Source organism: Pseudomonas sp. GD04058 (assembly GCF_029836855.1).
Lineage (GTDB): Bacteria > Pseudomonadota > Gammaproteobacteria > Pseudomonadales > Pseudomonadaceae > Aquipseudomonas > Aquipseudomonas bharatica.
In genome coordinates, this window is the sequence record NZ_JAOECN010000031.1 from 1 (window position 1) to 14978 (window position 14978).

Annotated in this window: 14 protein-coding genes; 8 read left to right on the forward strand and 6 right to left on the reverse strand. The window is 62.4% G+C overall.

Annotated elements, in window-relative coordinates; genetic code table 11:
- The first annotated feature begins 174 nt into the window (after positions 1-174).
- A complete protein-coding gene (locus tag N7650_RS21190) occupies positions 175-420 on the forward strand; it encodes a DUF1654 domain-containing protein (protein ID WP_009400239.1) in 246 nt (81 codons plus the stop codon).
- A 5-nt stretch (positions 421-425) separates the two neighbouring features.
- Complete coding sequence (locus N7650_RS21195; protein WP_279899874.1) at positions 426-1115, forward strand: endonuclease I family protein; 690 nt, start codon at positions 426-428, stop codon at positions 1113-1115.
- A gap of 2 nt (positions 1116-1117) precedes the next feature.
- Here the strand turns inward: N7650_RS21195 and N7650_RS21200 are convergent, their stop codons facing one another.
- The 6 genes from N7650_RS21200 to N7650_RS21225 all read right to left on the reverse strand — a co-directional run bounded on the left by N7650_RS21200 (position 1118) and on the right by N7650_RS21225 (position 6685).
- Positions 1118-1543 carry a hypothetical protein gene (locus N7650_RS21200; RefSeq protein WP_009400243.1) on the reverse strand — a complete coding sequence of 142 codons (426 nt, stop codon included), beginning with the start codon at positions 1541-1543 and terminating at the stop codon, positions 1118-1120.
- 100 nt (positions 1544-1643) lie between these two features.
- Positions 1644-2213 carry an SPOR domain-containing protein gene (locus N7650_RS21205; RefSeq protein ID WP_009400245.1) on the reverse strand — a complete coding sequence of 190 codons (570 nt, stop codon included), beginning with the start codon at positions 2211-2213 and terminating at the stop codon, positions 1644-1646.
- A gap of 58 nt (positions 2214-2271) precedes the next feature.
- Positions 2272-4527 (reverse strand): Orn/Lys/Arg decarboxylase N-terminal domain-containing protein, encoded by a 2256-nt coding sequence (locus N7650_RS21210; RefSeq protein ID WP_279899875.1) that lies wholly within the window; start codon positions 4525-4527, stop codon positions 2272-2274.
- 87 nt (positions 4528-4614) lie between these two features.
- Entirely contained in the window at positions 4615-5361 is a 747-nt protein-coding gene (gene dnaQ / locus N7650_RS21215; RefSeq protein WP_009400247.1) for a DNA polymerase III subunit epsilon, read from the reverse strand.
- Positions 5362-5447: 86 nt separating this feature from the next.
- Entirely contained in the window at positions 5448-5894 is a 447-nt protein-coding gene (gene rnhA / locus N7650_RS21220) for a ribonuclease HI (protein ID WP_009400248.1), read from the reverse strand.
- The gene (locus N7650_RS21225; RefSeq protein WP_009400249.1) at positions 5891-6685 is read right to left on the reverse strand and encodes a methyltransferase domain-containing protein; all 795 of its coding nucleotides are present in this window, start codon (positions 6683-6685) and stop codon (positions 5891-5893) included. The genes rnhA and N7650_RS21225 overlap by 4 nt, the downstream gene beginning before the upstream one ends.
- Positions 6686-6764: 79 nt before the next feature.
- On the opposite strand from N7650_RS21225, the gene gloB reads away from it, so the two are divergent.
- From gloB to N7650_RS21255, 6 genes are all read left to right on the forward strand, one after another.
- Complete coding sequence (gene gloB, locus N7650_RS21230) at positions 6765-7544, forward strand: hydroxyacylglutathione hydrolase (protein ID WP_279899878.1); 780 nt, start codon at positions 6765-6767, stop codon at positions 7542-7544.
- Between the two features lie 100 nt (positions 7545-7644).
- Positions 7645-9090: a lytic transglycosylase domain-containing protein gene (locus N7650_RS21235; protein WP_009400252.1), complete on the forward strand. Its 1446-nt coding sequence runs from the start codon at positions 7645-7647 to the stop codon at positions 9088-9090.
- A gap of 118 nt (positions 9091-9208) precedes the next feature.
- Positions 9209-11038, forward strand: a complete 1830-nt coding sequence (locus tag N7650_RS21240; protein WP_279899881.1) for an extracellular solute-binding protein — start codon at positions 9209-9211, stop codon at positions 11036-11038.
- The gene (locus tag N7650_RS21245; RefSeq protein ID WP_009400256.1) at positions 11035-12882 is read left to right on the forward strand and encodes an extracellular solute-binding protein; all 1848 of its coding nucleotides are present in this window, start codon (positions 11035-11037) and stop codon (positions 12880-12882) included. Before N7650_RS21240 ends, N7650_RS21245 begins: the two co-directional genes overlap by 4 nt.
- 1 nt (position 12883) lies before the next feature.
- Positions 12884-13957 carry a microcin C ABC transporter permease YejB gene (locus tag N7650_RS21250; protein WP_009400259.1) on the forward strand — a complete coding sequence of 358 codons (1074 nt, stop codon included), beginning with the start codon at positions 12884-12886 and terminating at the stop codon, positions 13955-13957.
- Between the two features lies 1 nt (position 13958).
- The gene (locus tag N7650_RS21255; RefSeq protein ID WP_064301776.1) at positions 13959-14978 is read left to right on the forward strand and encodes an ABC transporter permease; all 1020 of its coding nucleotides are present in this window, start codon (positions 13959-13961) and stop codon (positions 14976-14978) included.

Sequence of the window (14978 nt, forward strand, 5' to 3'; positions counted from 1 at the left end):
AGCTTTCGCGGGGTCCTACATGAGCTGTGCGAACCCGCATTGAAAATTGTTTGCCGTCCATGCAGCAAAACTGCGGCGAAGCAGTCATAGAGCCTCTTTGAACCGACTAGCTGTTGCGAAAAATCCTACAGTTAAATACTGTATGCGCATACAGCAAAAACAAGGAACACTTTCGTGGCCACTCCCTCCGCTACCACGCCAGCCAGCAGTTATGAGCAACTCGGCGTGCGCATCCAGAAAATCATCAATTCCCCGACCGCCCAGCGCTCGAAGGCGGCGCTGATCTTTCGCCTAGAACAGGAGTCTCCGGACGACTGGGAAACCCTGCTCGAGGAAATAGCAGAGAACGACAACGTCACCCTCGCCCATCGCGACGATGGGGGCGTGCAGATTTTCTGGACGGTGCCGAAGGAAGACTGACGCGGATGAGATTCACGTTTTTGGCAGCCAGCTGCCTGTTGTTCAGCCTCACCGCCCACGCAGACGCACCCCGGACTTTCAGCGAAGCGAAGAAGATCGCCTGGCGCTTGTACGCCCCGCAATCGACGGAGTTCTATTGCGGTTGCAAGTACGCCGGAAACAAGGTGGACCTTGCTGGCTGCGGCTACGTCCCGCGCAAGAATGCCAACCGCGCCTCGCGGATCGAGTGGGAGCACATAGTACCGGCATGGCAGATCGGTCATCAGCGCCAATGCTGGCAAAGCGGTGGACGCAAGAACTGTTCGCGCAACGATACCCTGTACCAGCGTGCAGAAGCCGACCTGCACAACCTGGTGCCGAGCATCGGCGAGGTGAATGGTGATCGCAGCAACTTCGCTTTCGGCTGGCTGCCCGAGCAACACGGGCAATATGGTTCGTGCCTGACCCAGGTGGATTTCAAGGCGAAAAAGGTCATGCCGCGCCCTTCCATTCGAGGAATGATCGCGCGCACCTACTTCTACATGAGCAAACAATATGACCTGCGCTTGTCCAGGCAGGACCGCCAGTTGTACGAAGCCTGGAACAAGACCTATCCGGCACAGGCCTGGGAGCGCCAACGCAACCAGCGCGTAGCGTGCGTAATGGGCCACGGCAACGAGTTCGTCGGCCCGGTTGATCTCAAGGCCTGTAGTTGAAGTTAGGCCAGCGTCTGTAGATAGGCACTGGCCTGCTGGCAACGCTGCAGTCGGGCAATGTCGGCAGGGCCTGCAACCTGGATGCGGCCCGGATCGCTTTCATCGGCCAGGTCCGCCAGCTTGACTGCCCGGGCCAGCGGGTCATTGCCGATCCTGGCGACGAATTCCTCGTCGCTTTCATCGCAGCGTGGACTCAACGCCTGCACCGCAGCAAGGATCTTCAGGGCGAAGCCTTCGCGCGCCAGATCGGACAGGGTCATGGGTGAATCCTGAAGCACCTCGTGCAGCACTGCGACGATGCGCTGCTCGGTAGTCGAAACCCGCAGCATCACCCGCAATGGATGCAGGATGTACGCAGCGCCGCCTTTGTCCCGGTGCCCTTCATGGGCACGGGCTGCAACCGTAATGGCTCGCTCCAGCGTGGACATGGCCCCCTCCTCACCGTTGCCGCACTCATTGAAACACCTCTATCAATGAGCATAGACCGACAATGCGCCAATACCGTTCCAGAGGACATTACACAAAGGATTATCGCGGGGCGTCGTGCTGGATGACCACCGAGTCGGTGCCCAGGCGTGCCATTACATCGTCTTTGCTGGCCACGGCCTCGGCCTTTTCCATGAACGGCCCGAGAAGGACCACAGGCTTGCCGTCACGGTAGACCACCGAGGACGGGATGCCCTTCTCGATCAGGCGCGCGGTGATATCGCTCAACGCCCCCATGTTCGGCCCCTGGACGATTTCCACATCCCACCCCTGCGGTGCCGGGTCGTTGGCGAGGGCATCGGCACGACGCTGCAGGTCAGCACCACCGCAGACTTCCCGGATACGCAAGTCGTTGCCGGTTTCGTCGATGATGATGTTGTAATCCGCGCCGTTCTTGATCGCTACGTAGCTGCGGTATGGCAGGTAGTTGCCGTTGTCGTCCTTGCCGCGGAACTGGCCACAGATATCGCCCTTGGTATTGAACCGCACGTTGGCGAACTTGGCCGTCTTCGGATTCTGCAGGTGCTCGGCAACCTGCTTGTGCACCCGCTCGGCATCGTTGTCACAGCCGGCCAGGGCCAGCACTGCCATTACCACCGCCACTTTGCGCACGCGCTTACCTCCTGAATTCAAGCGGCGGATTCTATCACCCGGCCACACTTCCGGTCCGCTACTCCTTGACGCAGTCCACGGTGTACACCCGCCCAGCATCTGTTTCCTGATGTTGCAAGCCATGCACATCGGCGACGAATCCGGGAAAACCCGTGTCGAAAGCCCGCGCGAAAGCGAGGTAATCGATGATCGACCGGGTCGCCTCGGTGAAGCGTTCACCTGGCATGATCAGCGGAATGCCCGGTGGATACGGGACCAGCATCACCGCAGCGACACGGCCCAGCAATTGCTCGATAGGAACCGCCTCCACTTCACCGCGAACGAGCTTGTCGTAGGCCATGGACGGTTTCATCACCACTTCCGGCAATCGGGTGTAGAGGCGCTTGAGCTGCTTGGCAGTGGCATTGCTGCGATAACAGGCGTGCAACTGATCGCACAGATCACGCAACCCCATGCCGCGATAACGCTGCGGATCCAGGCTGGCGACGCACGGCAGGCAGTGGGCCAGCTCGGTATTGGCATCGTAGCTACGCTTGAACTCCAGCAGTTCGGTGAGCAACGTGCTCCATTTGCCCTTGGTGATTCCCATCGAAAACAGCACCAGGAAGGAGTAGAGCCCGGTCTTTTCCACCACCAGGCCGCGTTCCCAGAGGAATTTGCTGACCACCGCCGCGGGAATGCCATTGCGATCCAGGCTTCCCGCCGCATCCAGGCCGGGCATGACCAGGGTTACCTTGATCGGGTCGAGCAGCACGTAATCCCCGCCGAGATCACCGAAGCCGTGCCACTGCGCCTGGGGCTCGAGCAGCCAGTCTTCCGTGGCGACACGATGGATACCCTCGACCCGCGGCGGTTGCCAGACGCTGAACCACCAGTCGTCGGCACCGAGGTGTTCGCGCAGGTTGGCCAGGGCGCGCCGGAAACTCAGGGCCTCGTCGAACATTTCCTGAAGCAGCGAGCGCCCCGCCGGCCCTTCCATCATCGCCGAGGACACATCCAGAGAGGCCAGGATGCTGTATTGCGGCGAGGTAGAGATGTGCATCATGAACGCTTCATTGAAACGGTCGCGGTCCAACTGTCGACGACCGCCATCCTGCACATGGATCATCGATGCCTGGCTGAAGGCGGCAAGCAGCTTGTGGGTGGAGTGGGTACTGAACACCAGCGGGCTTTCGGCGCTGCGCGAGGTGCCCATGGCGTAGCGTCCGGCAAAAAATTCGTGGAAGGCCGCATAGGCGTACCAGGCCTCGTCGAAATGCAGGACCTCGACGCTGTTGCCAAGGGTCTGCTTGATCATCTCGGCGTTGTAGCACAAGCCGTCATAGGTGGAGTTGGTCACCACCGCCATCTTGACCCGCGCCTCACGCCCCCTGGCGAGCGGATTGGCGAGGATCTTGGCCTGGATCGACTCGGCGCTGAACTCGCTGAGCGGGATCGGGCCGATGATGCCCAGTTCGTTGCGCTCCGGACACAGGTACAGGGGGATCGCGCCGGTCATGATGATCGCGTGGAGCACCGACTTGTGGCAGTTGCGATCCACCAGCACGAGGTCATCGCGGCCCACCATCGAATGCCAGACGATCTTGTTGGCCGTCGAAGTACCGTTGATCACGAAGAACGTGTGGTCGGCGCCGAAATTGCGCGCGGCGCGGGCTTCGGCCTCTGCCAAGGGGCCCGTGTGGTCCAGCAACGAGCCCAGTTCCGGCACGGAAACCGAGAGGTCGGAGCGCAGGGTGTTCTCCCCGAAAAACTGGTGAAACGCCTGCCCTACCGGACTCTTGCGATAGGCTACGCCGCCACCGTGGCCCGGGGTATGCCACGAGTAATTGGATTGCGCGGTGTGCTGCACCAGCGCCTTGAAAAATGGCGGCAGCAGGCCGTCGAGGTAATTGTGCGCAGCGCGGGCAACCTGGCGAGCGAGAAAAGGCACGGTGTCTTCGAACAGGTACAGGATGCCGCGCAACTGGTTCAGCTCGCTCATCGCATCGGCGGGGGCGTTTTCCAGGGTGACCTGCTCGCCCAGGGCGAAGATCGGCAAATGGGGCGCACGGGAGCGGGCCAGGCGAATCAGCTCGACCATGTTCTGCAACAGATGGGTGTTCTCGCCGGCGCCCTCTGCGGCGATCAGCATGCAGGCGAGGCCGTGATGGGTGGCGGCGACCAGGCGACCTTCGGCGTAGTCGATGGCGCTGAGGATGGTGAAACCGTCCTGGGCCAGTTCCTGGGCGATGCCACGGACGCGATCACCGGCCACGGTGTCGGACTTGATGTCACGGTGAACGATGAGAACGGGAAACTTGAGGTCCTTGTACATGAGCGGCGTTACCTTCTTCCTGCGACAGGCCTCGTGGGCCGTTCATCTCAGGGTAGAAGGTCGCCGCGATGGCGCGCGGGAAATGCCTCAGTTGCCCTGCGCCAGTTGCTGCCACAGGGCCGGGGCACCGGCGGACTTGGCCACCGCTTCGAGGCGGGCAAGGTGGGCTTCGAGTTCCTCGGGCGTGGCGCGGATGATACGTCCGGCCTGCCGGCTTGCGGGCAGACGGCGGATCTCGCTGCCCTGGTTCGCCGCACCCTCACCCTCGCCCTCGGTGCCAGCCAGCGACAGGCTGGTCTGGCCACCGGTCATCGCCAGGAAGACATCGGCGAGCAGCTCGGAGTCGAGCAAGGCGCCGTGCAATTCACGACCGGAGTTGTCGATGCCGTAGCGTTTGCACAAGGCATCGAGGCTGTTGCGCTGCCCCGGATGGCGCTCACGGGCCATCATCAGGGTGTCGAGAATCTCGCAATGCTGCGACAGGTCGGCGCGATCCTGCTGGCCGATCAGGGCGAATTCATTGTTGAGGAAGCCAACGTCGAACGATGCGTTGTGGATGACCAGGCGCGCGCCCTGGATGAACTCGAAGAACTCGTCGGCGACTTCAGCGAAACGCGGCTTGCCCACAAGGAAGGCGTCGGTGATGCCGTGAACGCCGATGGCAGCCTCGTCGCTTGGACGATCCGGCTGCAGATAGACGTGGAAGTGACGCCCGCTCAAACGCCGACCGATCAGTTCGACACAACCGATCTCGATGACCCGGTGGCCATCGGTCACCGGCATACCGGTGGTTTCGGTATCGAGGACTACCGACCTGTTGTTTTGCAAATCCACGCCGGTGATCTCCTGCCGTGTTGCTGAAAACGGCGAATCTTAACCCAGCTTCGCCATGGCGTCCCGGAGATTCATCGGCACGCGCCTCAGCGCATGCCGCGGACCTCGTCGACTCCGCGATTGGCCAACTGGTCGGCACGTTCGTTGCCGTGATGGCCGATATGGCCGCGTACCCATTGCCACTTGACCTTGTGCCGGTTGACCTGCTCGTCGAGCAACTGCCAGAGATCGGCGTTCTTCACCGGTTCCTTGGCGGCCGTCTTCCAGCCCCGTTTCTTCCAGTTGGTCATCCACTCGGTGATGCCTTTCATCACGTACTGGGAGTCGGTCACCAGGAGCACCTCGCACTCGCGACGCAGCGCCTCCAGGCCCTTGATGGCCGCCATCAGTTCCATGCGGTTGTTGGTGGTTTCCCGCTCGCCACCCCAGAGCTCCTTCTCGACCCCCTTGTAGATCATCAGGACGCCCCACCCGCCTGGGCCGGGATTGCCCTTGCAGGCACCATCGGTGTAGATCTCGACGCTATCGCTCATGTACAGCCTTTTTCATCGTTGAAAGGTCTGCCTTCCGGGTGGGGCGCCTGGCGATTGACCTTGGCCAGCGGCAGCGGCAGCAGCTTGCCCATCGGCTCGCGGCGCTCCTGGCGCAACGGTCGCAGGCCGACCACCATCTTGCGCGCGACAAGCAGGTAGACCCCGCCACCGGAGCCCTGCCAGCGCCCGGCAAGACGCTCCCACCCCGCCAACCGGGCTTGCCAGGCCGGCGAGGCAAGCGGCGGACGATAGCACCCGAACCGGCGTTTCTCCAGCGCGAACCCCAGCAGGTTGAGCCAGTCGCCAACCCGCGACGGCGAGATGCAGCGAGCCTTGCGCAAGGCATCGTGGGCGAATACACGACGAATGCCCCAACTGCTCCAGGGGTTGATGCCGACGATCAGCAGGTGCCCCCCGGGGCGCACACTGCTGGCCGCTTCGCGGAGCAGGCCGTGGGGCGACAGGGAAAAGTCCAGGCCATGTTGCAGCACCACAACGTCGGCCGCATGTTCGCTGAGCGGCCAGGCCTGCTCCTCGCAAACGATTTCGACTCCCGGCAGTGGCGCACCGAGCCGCACGTTGCGCTGCACCTGGGGGGCCGTGGGGGGTGGCTCGGCGCCAGGTCCGTAATGGACCAGATAGCCACCAAAATAACGGCCCAGTTCGTCCTCGAGCAGGCGCTGCTCCTCGGCGAGCATCAGTTGCCCCAAGGGCCCGGCGAACCAGTCGCGGGCCAGGGTGATCAGTTCGAGCCATTGCGGATCGGCGTGGGCGAAGGCTTGATCGGTCATTGCATCCTCCCTTGAAGGTTCTCGATGGAACACATAGCTACTAAGATGCACCCTTGTCCCACGTTTGGCGAATCGCTCGATGATACAGATAGAAGCCTTGCCCGCTTTCAATGACAACTACATCTGGTTGTTGCAGGACGCCGAAAGCCGCCGCTGCGCAGTAGTCGATCCGGGCGATCCGGCACCGGTGCTGGAGTGGCTCGGGCAGCATCCCGGATGGCGCCTGGAGGATATCCTCGTGACCCATCATCACCATGACCATACCGGCGGTGTCGAAACCCTGAAGGCGGCCACCGGCGCGCGGGTCTGCGGGCCGGCCAGTGAAGCCATTCCCGGACGCGACCTGGCCCTTGAAGACAACGCGGTGGTACGGGTCCTGGATACCGACTTCCGGGTCTTCACGGTTCCCGGCCACACCCTCGGGCACATCGCCTACTTCAGCGACCAGCCTGCCACGCCCTTGCTCTTCAGCGGCGACACCCTGTTCGCCGCCGGCTGCGGCAGGTTGTTCGAAGGCACGCCGCAGCAGATGCACGACTCACTGCAACGCCTGGCTGCCTTGCCGGGAACGACGCTGGTGTACTGCGCACATGAATACACTCTGAGCAACCTGCGTTTTGCCTGCGCCGTCGAGCCGGCCAACCAGCAGGTTCTAGCACGGTTCGAAGAAGTTTCCCGCTTGCGTGCGGAAAATCGCATCACCTTGCCCTCGACCATCGCCCTGGAACGTCTGACCAACCCTTTTTTGCGGGTGGAAGAAACATCCGTTAAAGAAAAAGCAGACGAACGGGCGGGAGCCTTAAACCCTACGCCAAGTGCTGTTTTTGCTGGGCTGAGGGCATGGAAGGATAAGTTCTGATGATTGCCGCTTGATGACCGGCTGGTTCTGAAAGGTTGACCCGCCTGGGGGCGCTTTCTAGAATCGCCCGACATTTTCGCCCGGAACTCTGTCCCAGCCAATGTCGTCCAATCGCCGCAGAACCTTCACGACCGTCGCCATGACGCGCCTTGCACAGGCCGTCGCGCTCGGCCTGACAGCCACCCTCGTGGGCTGCCAGAGCACCAGTCAAATGGGCGACAACGAAGCCGTTCGCATGCACGTCCAGCCCCGCGTGAAGCACAAGCCTGTGTTCGTCCAGGCCAAGCCCGCCGAGCAGGCGCCGCAGGACGTCTGGGAGCGCATTCGCCAGGGCTTCCAGTTGCAGGACGATATCGGCGTCAACCCGCGTATCGAACAGCAGCGCCTGTGGTTTGCCAGCAACCCGAGTTTCCTCGAGACCGCTGGCGACCGCAGCAGTCTCTATATCCACTACATCGTCGAGCGCCTCGAAGAACGCGAAATGCCACTGGAGCTGGCCCTGTTGCCGGCAATCGAGAGCGCCTACAACCCGCTGGCCTATTCCCGTGCCCACGCGGTCGGACTGTGGCAGTTCATTCCTTCCACGGGGCGTCACTACAACCTGCGCCAGACCCGTTTCTACGATGGCCGCCGCGACATCACCGCGTCGACCAACGCCGCGCTGGACTACCTGACCCGCCTGCACGACATGTTCAACGGCGACTGGTTGCTGGCCCTGGCCGCCTACAACGCCGGCGAAGGCACGGTCAGCCGGGCCATCGAGCGCAACGAACGGCTTGGCCTGCCGACCGACTACTGGAACCTGCCGCTGCCCCAGGAAACCCGCGACTACGTGCCGAAGCTGCTGGCCCTGTCCCAGGTGGTGCTGACTCCGGAGGCCTACGGGGTCAACCTCAATCCGATCGCCAACGAACCCTACTTCGAGGCCGTTGCCATCAAGGACCGCCTCGACCTGTCGCGGGTCGCCGCCCTGGCCGAGATCGACGAGGACGAGCTGTTCCAGCTCAATCCTGCCTTCAAGAAACGCATGACCGTGGATGGCCCCCAGCAGTTGCTGGTGCCCACTGCCAAGGCACAACTGCTGACCAGCAGCCTGTCGAGCATGAAGCCCGAGGAACTGCTCGCCCTGCAACCCCAGGCCGCAGTGTTCAAGGCCGCCCTCGCCGAAGCTGAAACCCCGCCTGCACGTAGCGTGCGCTACAAGGTCAAGCGTGGCGACAGCCTGGGCAGCATCGCCAAGGCCAACCGGGTCAGCGTCAAGGACCTGCAACGCTGGAACAAGCTCAAGGGCAACCGCCTGAGCGCAGGCCAGACCCTGGTGATGAACAGCAGCCAGCCGGCCATCAAGCTGGCCTCGACCACGAAGTCGGCACCTGCTGCCGGCAACAAGCAGCGCGCCACCCAGTACAAGGTGCGCAAGGGTGATTCGCTGTACCTGGTAGCCAAACGCTTCAATGTCGAGATGCAACATCTCAAGCGCTGGAATCCGCGCAGCGGCCAGGCTTTGAAGCCAGGCCAGACACTCACCGTCTACCTGCCTCATTGATAAAGGAAGGCGCCGCCCGACTGCGGCGCCAGACGCCACGGATGCGCTCTTTTTCCTGCCGATACAAGCTGTTACTGTAGGGAAACAAAGCCCAAGCCGCCTGGATCGGATCGCCGACTTGATACGTCCCCTCCTGCTGTCATTCAGCCTGGCCTTGAGCTTTCCCGCGGGCGCAACGATCACCGAAAGTCACGGTTACGCCCAGTTCGGCACGCTCAAGTACCCAGCCAAATTTACCCACTTCGATTGGGTCAACCCGCAAGCGCCAAAAGGCGGCACCTTGCATGCCATGGCATTCGGCACCTTTGACACCCTCAATCCCTATACCTTCAAGGGCAGCAGCCCGGTTACCACGCCGAACTTCCTGCAATACGGGGTCAACGAGCTCAATGAAACGCTGATGGTCGGCACCGGCCAGTACGACCCGTCCGGAGACGAGGCGACGTCGAGCTACGGGCTGATCGCCCGTTCGGTCGAGTATGCGGAAGACCGCAGTTGGGTAGTATTCAACCTGCGTCCGGAGGCGCGTTTCCATGATGGCCGGCCGATCACCGCGGCGGATGTCGCATTTTCCTACCGCACCCTGCTCAAGGAAGGCCACCCGATCTACCGCACCAACCTCCAGGAGGTCGAACGGGTCGATGTGCTCAACCCCCAGCGTATTCGCTTCGTCTTCAAGCGTGCCGGCAATCCCCTGCTGATCCTGCGTCTCGGTGAAATGCCCGTGCTGCCACAGCATTACTGGCAAGGGCGCGACTTCAAGGCCACCACCTTCGAGCCACCACTGGGTAGTGGCCCGTATCGCATCAGCGAGGTGCAGCCGGGCCGGCGCCTGGTGTTCGAGCGAGTCAAGGACTGGTGGGGCAAGGACCTGCCGGTCAATCGGGGCAAGTACAACTTCGATCGCGTCGAGTACGAGTTCTATCGCGACAGCGACGTGGCATTCGAAGCCTTCAAGGCCGGCGAGTTCGACATCTATATCGAGCACCAGGCGAAAAACTGGGCCAATGGCTACAACTTTCCGGCGGTGCGTCGTGGCCAGGTAATAAAGGCACAGATCAAGCACCAGATCCCGACCCAGACCCAAGGGCTGTTCATGAACAGCCGGCGCGCAGCCTTTGCCGATCGCCACGTGCGCCAGGCGCTGGGCCTGATGTTCGACTTCGAGTGGACCAACCGGGCACTGTTCAGCAGCGCCTACCGGCGTGCCACCAGCTTCTATCCCAATAGCGAATTCAGCGCCGAAGGCTTGCCGGTTGGCAAGGAGTGGCTACTGCTGGCGCCATATCGTGACCAATTGCCCGCCGCGATGTTCACCAAACCCTTCGCCGTCAGCCAGACCGACGGCCGCGGAATCGGCCGCGACCAGTTGCGCCAGGCCCTGGCACTGCTCGGCAAGGCCGGCTGGAAGCTCGACGGGCAGCGCCTGCTGAACAGCAACGGCCAGCCGCTCAGGCTGGAGATCCTGCTGGTCAATCCGAACCTGGAACGCATTCTCCAGCCCTACGTGGAGAACCTCGCCAGCATCGGCATCGACGCGCGCCTGCGAACTGTCGACCGGGCCCAGTACAAGCAGCGCCTGGACCAGTTCGATTTCGACATGATCCTGATGACCCTGACCCAGACCCTCAGCCCCGGGCTGGAACAATGGCAGTATTTCCATTCCAGCCAGGCCAGCACCAAGGGCAGCAAGAACTACGCCGGAGTCGACAGCCCGGTGGTCGACCACCTGCTCGACGCCCTTCTCGCCTCACAGACCCGCGATGACCAGGTAGCCGCCGCCCGCGCCCTGGATCGGGTGCTGTCGTGGCAGTACTACATGATTCCCAACTGGTATCTCGACTATCACCGCCTGGCCTACCGCAACCGGTTCGCCTTCGTCACCACCCCGCCCTATACCCTGGGGCTGAATACATGGTGGCTCAAGCCTTCGGAGAACGCCCAATGATGCCGATGCCCCATCTGCGCCTGATGCTCGGCGGCCTGCTTCTGGCCGGCCTGAGCCTGCCGGGTCTGGCTGCGCCGCAGCATGCCGTGACCCTTTACAACGAAGCGCCGAAGTACCCGGCGGACTTCAAGCATTTCGACTATGTGAATCCCGACGCGCCAAAGGGCGGCACCTTCCGCGAGAATGGTTTCGGCAGCTTCGACAGCCTCAACCCGTTCATCAGCAAGGGCGTGCCGGCAGACAACATAGACCTGGTATACGACACGCTGGCCCGCGCCAGCCTGGACGAGCCCTTCACCGAGTACGGCCTGCTGGCCAAGCAGATCGAGAAAGCCCCGGACAACAGTTGGGTGCGTTTCTACCTGCGCCCGGAAGCGCGTTTTCATGACGGTACACCGGTGCGCGCGGAAGACGTGGTGTTCACCTTCAATACCCTGATGAAAAGCGGCGCCCCGATGTTCCGCGGTTATTACGCGGACGTCGCCGAGGTCGTCGCCGAAGACCCGCTCAAGGTCCTGTTCAAGTTCAAGCACAGCAACAACCGTGAGCTTCCGCTGATCCTCGGGCAGCTCGCCGTGCTGCCGAAACACTTCTGGGAAAGCCGCGACTTCACCAAGGGCAGCCTGGAAATCCCGGTGGGCAGCGGGCCGTACAAGGTCGCAGAGGTCAAGCCAGGACGCTCGATCCGCCTGGTGCGCGACAAGAACTACTGGGGCAAGGACCTGCCCATCAACCGCGGCTTCTACAACTTCGACACCATCACCGTCGACTATTACCGCGACAACACCGTAGCCCTCGAAGCGCTCAAGGCCGGGCAGTTCGACTACTGGTTCGAGACCAGCGCGAAGAACTGGGCCACCGCCTACAACATCCCCGCCGTTCGGGAAAAACGCCTGATCCGCGAGGAGATCCCCAATGGCACGCCCACCGGCATGCAGGGCTTCGTCTTCAACCTGCGTCGCCCGGTGTTCCAGGACGTGCGGGTGCGCCAGGCGCTGAGCCTGCTGCTGGACTTCGAATGGACCAACAAACAGTTGTTCAACGGGGCCTACACCCGCACCGGAAGCTATTTCGAAAACTCGGAGATGGCCGCCCGGGGCCTGCCTGGCCCCGATGAGCTAAAGCTCCTGGAACCGCTGCGCGGCAGGATTCCCGAGCAGGTCTTCAGCGAGGAATTCAAGAACCCGGTCACCGACGCCAGCGGCATGATCCGCGAACAGCAGCGCCAGGCCTACAAACTGCTCCAGGATGCCGGCTGGCGCATTGAGAACGACCGGATGGTGAATGCCCAGGGCAAGCCACTGACCATCGAGTTCCTGCTCGCACAGACCGAGTTCGAACGCATCCTCCTGCCTTACAAGCGCAACCTTGCCGATCTCGGCATCACCCTGAATATCCGCCGCGTCGATGTCGCCGAATACATCAACCGCCTGCGCTCCCGGGACTTCGACATGATCGTGGGCGGTTTCCCGCAATCGAATTCCCCGGGTAACGAACAGCGCGAGTTCTGGCAGAGCAGCAGCGCCGAGAACCCGGGCAGCCGCAACTACATGGGCCTCAAGGACCCGGCCGTCGATAGCCTGGTGGAATCGCTGATCAACGCCGACTCGCGGCAGAGCCTGATTGCCCATACCCGCGCGCTCGACCGCGTATTGCTCTGGGGTTACTACGTAGTGCCGAACTGGCATATCAAGACCTGGCGCGTGGCCTACTGGAACCATATCGGCCACCCGGACACTCCGCCCAAGTACGATATCGGCATCAATACCTGGTGGATCAAGCCCGAGGTCAAGCCGGCCACCCCGGTGACGCCGCAGGACACCGCAGCCGACGGGGAACAGTAAGATGCTGGCCTACATCCTGCGGCGCCTGCTGCTGATCATCCCGACCCTGTTCGGCATCCTGATCATCAACTTCGTCATTATCCAGGCCGCTCCCGGCGGCCCGGTGGAACAGATGATCGCCAAGCTCGAAGGCTTCGAGGGCGCCACCAGCCGGATTGCCGGCGGAGGCGCCGAAGTCTCGGTGGCCGGCTCCAACTATCGCGGTGCGCAAGGCCTGGATCCGGCGCTGGTCAAGGAGATCGAGCGCATGTACGGCTTCGACAAGTCGGCGCCGGAACGCCTGTGGATCATGGTCAAGAACTATGCCCGCCTGGACTTCGGCGACAGCTTCTTCCGCGATGCCAAGGTCGTCGACCTGATCGCGGAAAAACTGCCGGTGTCCATCTCCCTCGGGCTGTGGAGCACCCTGATCATGTACCTGGTATCGATTCCCCTGGGGATCGCCAAGGCCACCCGGCACGGCAGCCACTTCGATGTCTGGACCAGCTCGGCGATCATCGTCGGTTATGCGATCCCCGCCTTCCTCTTCGCCATCCTGCTCATCGTGGTCTTCGCCGGCGGCAGCTACCTGGACTGGTTCCCGTTGCGCGGACTGACGTCGAGCAACTTCGATGAACTGAGCACCTGGGGCAAGATCACCGACTACTTCTGGCACTTGGCCCTGCCGATCACCGCCCTGGTCATCGGCAACTTCGCCACCATGACCCTGTTGACCAAGAACAGCTTCCTCGACGAGATCAACAAGCAATACGTGGTCACGGCCAAGGCCAAGGGCCTGACGCCGAACCGCGTGCTCTACGGCCATGTGTTCCGCAATGCGATGCTGCTGGTGATCGCCGGCTTCCCTTCGGCCTTCATCGGCATATTCTTCACCGGCTCGCTGCTGGTCGAGGTGATCTTCTCCCTCGACGGCCTCGGCCTGATGAGTTTCGAGGCTGCGATCAACCGCGATTACCCGGTGGTCTTCGGCACGCTGTTCATCTTCACCCTGCTGGGGCTGGTGGTGAAACTGATCGGCGACCTGACCTACACCCTGGTCGATCCACGCATCGACTTCGAAAGCCGGGAGCACTGAGATGAAACTGTCCCCTCTCAATCGCCGCCGCTTCGAGCGCTTCAAGGCCAACCGCCGCGGCTGGTGGTCGCTATGGCTGTTCGTGATCCTGTTCGGCCTGAGCCTTGGCGCGGAATTGATCGCCAACGACAAACCACTGGTGGTGCGCTACGACGGCGAGTTCTACTTCCCGGCGTTCAAGCGCTACCCAGAGACCACCTTCGGCGGCGAATTCCCGCTCGAGGCCAACTACAAGAGCCCTTACATCCGCGACCTGCTGGAGAAGAAGCAGAGCTGGGTGGTCTGGGCGCCGATTCCATTCAGCTACCAGAGCATCAACTACGACCTCAAGGTCCCTGCCCCTGCGCCGCCTTCCGCGCAGAACTGGCTGGGCACCGATGACCAGGGGCGGGATGTGCTGGCAAGGGTGATCTACGGCTTCCGTATCTCGGTGCTGTTCGCCCTGACGCTGACCGTGCTCAGCTCCATCATCGGCGTGATAGCCGGTGCGCTGCAGGGCTTTTATGGCGGCTGGGTCGATCTGGCCGGACAGCGCTTCCTGGAGATCTGGTCGGGCCTACCGGTGCTGTATCTGCTGATCATCCTGGCCAGCTTCGTCCAGCCCAACTTCTGGTGGCTGCTGGGGATCATGCTGCTGTTCTCCTGGATGAGCCTGGTGGATGTGGTGCGCGCGGAGTTCCTGCGCGGGCGCAACCTGGAATACGTGCGGGCCGCGCGCGCCCTCGGCATGCAGAACGCCGCGATCATGTACCGGCACATCCTGCCCAACGCCATGGTCTCGACCATGACCTTCCTGCCGTTCATTCTCACCGGCGCCATCGGTACCCTGACCGCACTGGACTTCCTCGGCTTCGGTCTGCCGCCGGGCGCTCCGTCCCTGGGCGAACTGGTGGCCCAGGGCAAATCCAATCTGCAGGCGCCATGGCTGGGCATCAGTGCCTTCGCCGTGCTGGCCCTGATGCTGAGCCTGCTGGTATTCATCGGCGAATCCGCCCGCGATGCCTTCGACCCGAGGAAATGA

What these genes read in the sequence shown, in the direction of transcription:
- N7650_RS21195 (WP_279899874.1), top strand. Translation starts at nt 426, where the DNA reads ATGAGATTCACGTTTTTGGCAGCCAGCTGCCTGTTGTTCAGCCTCACC.
- N7650_RS21200 (WP_009400243.1), bottom strand. Translation starts at nt 1,543, where the DNA reads ATGTCCACGCTGGAGCGAGCCATTACGGTTGCAGCCCGTGCCCATGAA.
- N7650_RS21210 (WP_279899875.1), bottom strand. Translation starts at nt 4,527, where the DNA reads ATGTACAAGGACCTCAAGTTTCCCGTTCTCATCGTTCACCGTGACATC.
- rnhA (WP_009400248.1), bottom strand. Translation starts at nt 5,894, where the DNA reads ATGAGCGATAGCGTCGAGATCTACACCGATGGTGCCTGCAAGGGCAAT.
- N7650_RS21225 (WP_009400249.1), bottom strand. Translation starts at nt 6,685, where the DNA reads ATGACCGATCAAGCCTTCGCCCACGCCGATCCGCAATGGCTCGAACTG.
- gloB (WP_279899878.1), top strand. Translation starts at nt 6,765, where the DNA reads ATGATACAGATAGAAGCCTTGCCCGCTTTCAATGACAACTACATCTGG.
- N7650_RS21235 (WP_009400252.1), top strand. Translation starts at nt 7,645, where the DNA reads ATGTCGTCCAATCGCCGCAGAACCTTCACGACCGTCGCCATGACGCGC.
- N7650_RS21245 (WP_009400256.1), top strand. Translation starts at nt 11,035, where the DNA reads ATGATGCCGATGCCCCATCTGCGCCTGATGCTCGGCGGCCTGCTTCTG.
- N7650_RS21250 (WP_009400259.1), top strand. Translation starts at nt 12,884, where the DNA reads ATGCTGGCCTACATCCTGCGGCGCCTGCTGCTGATCATCCCGACCCTG.
- N7650_RS21255 (WP_064301776.1), top strand. Translation starts at nt 13,959, where the DNA reads ATGAAACTGTCCCCTCTCAATCGCCGCCGCTTCGAGCGCTTCAAGGCC.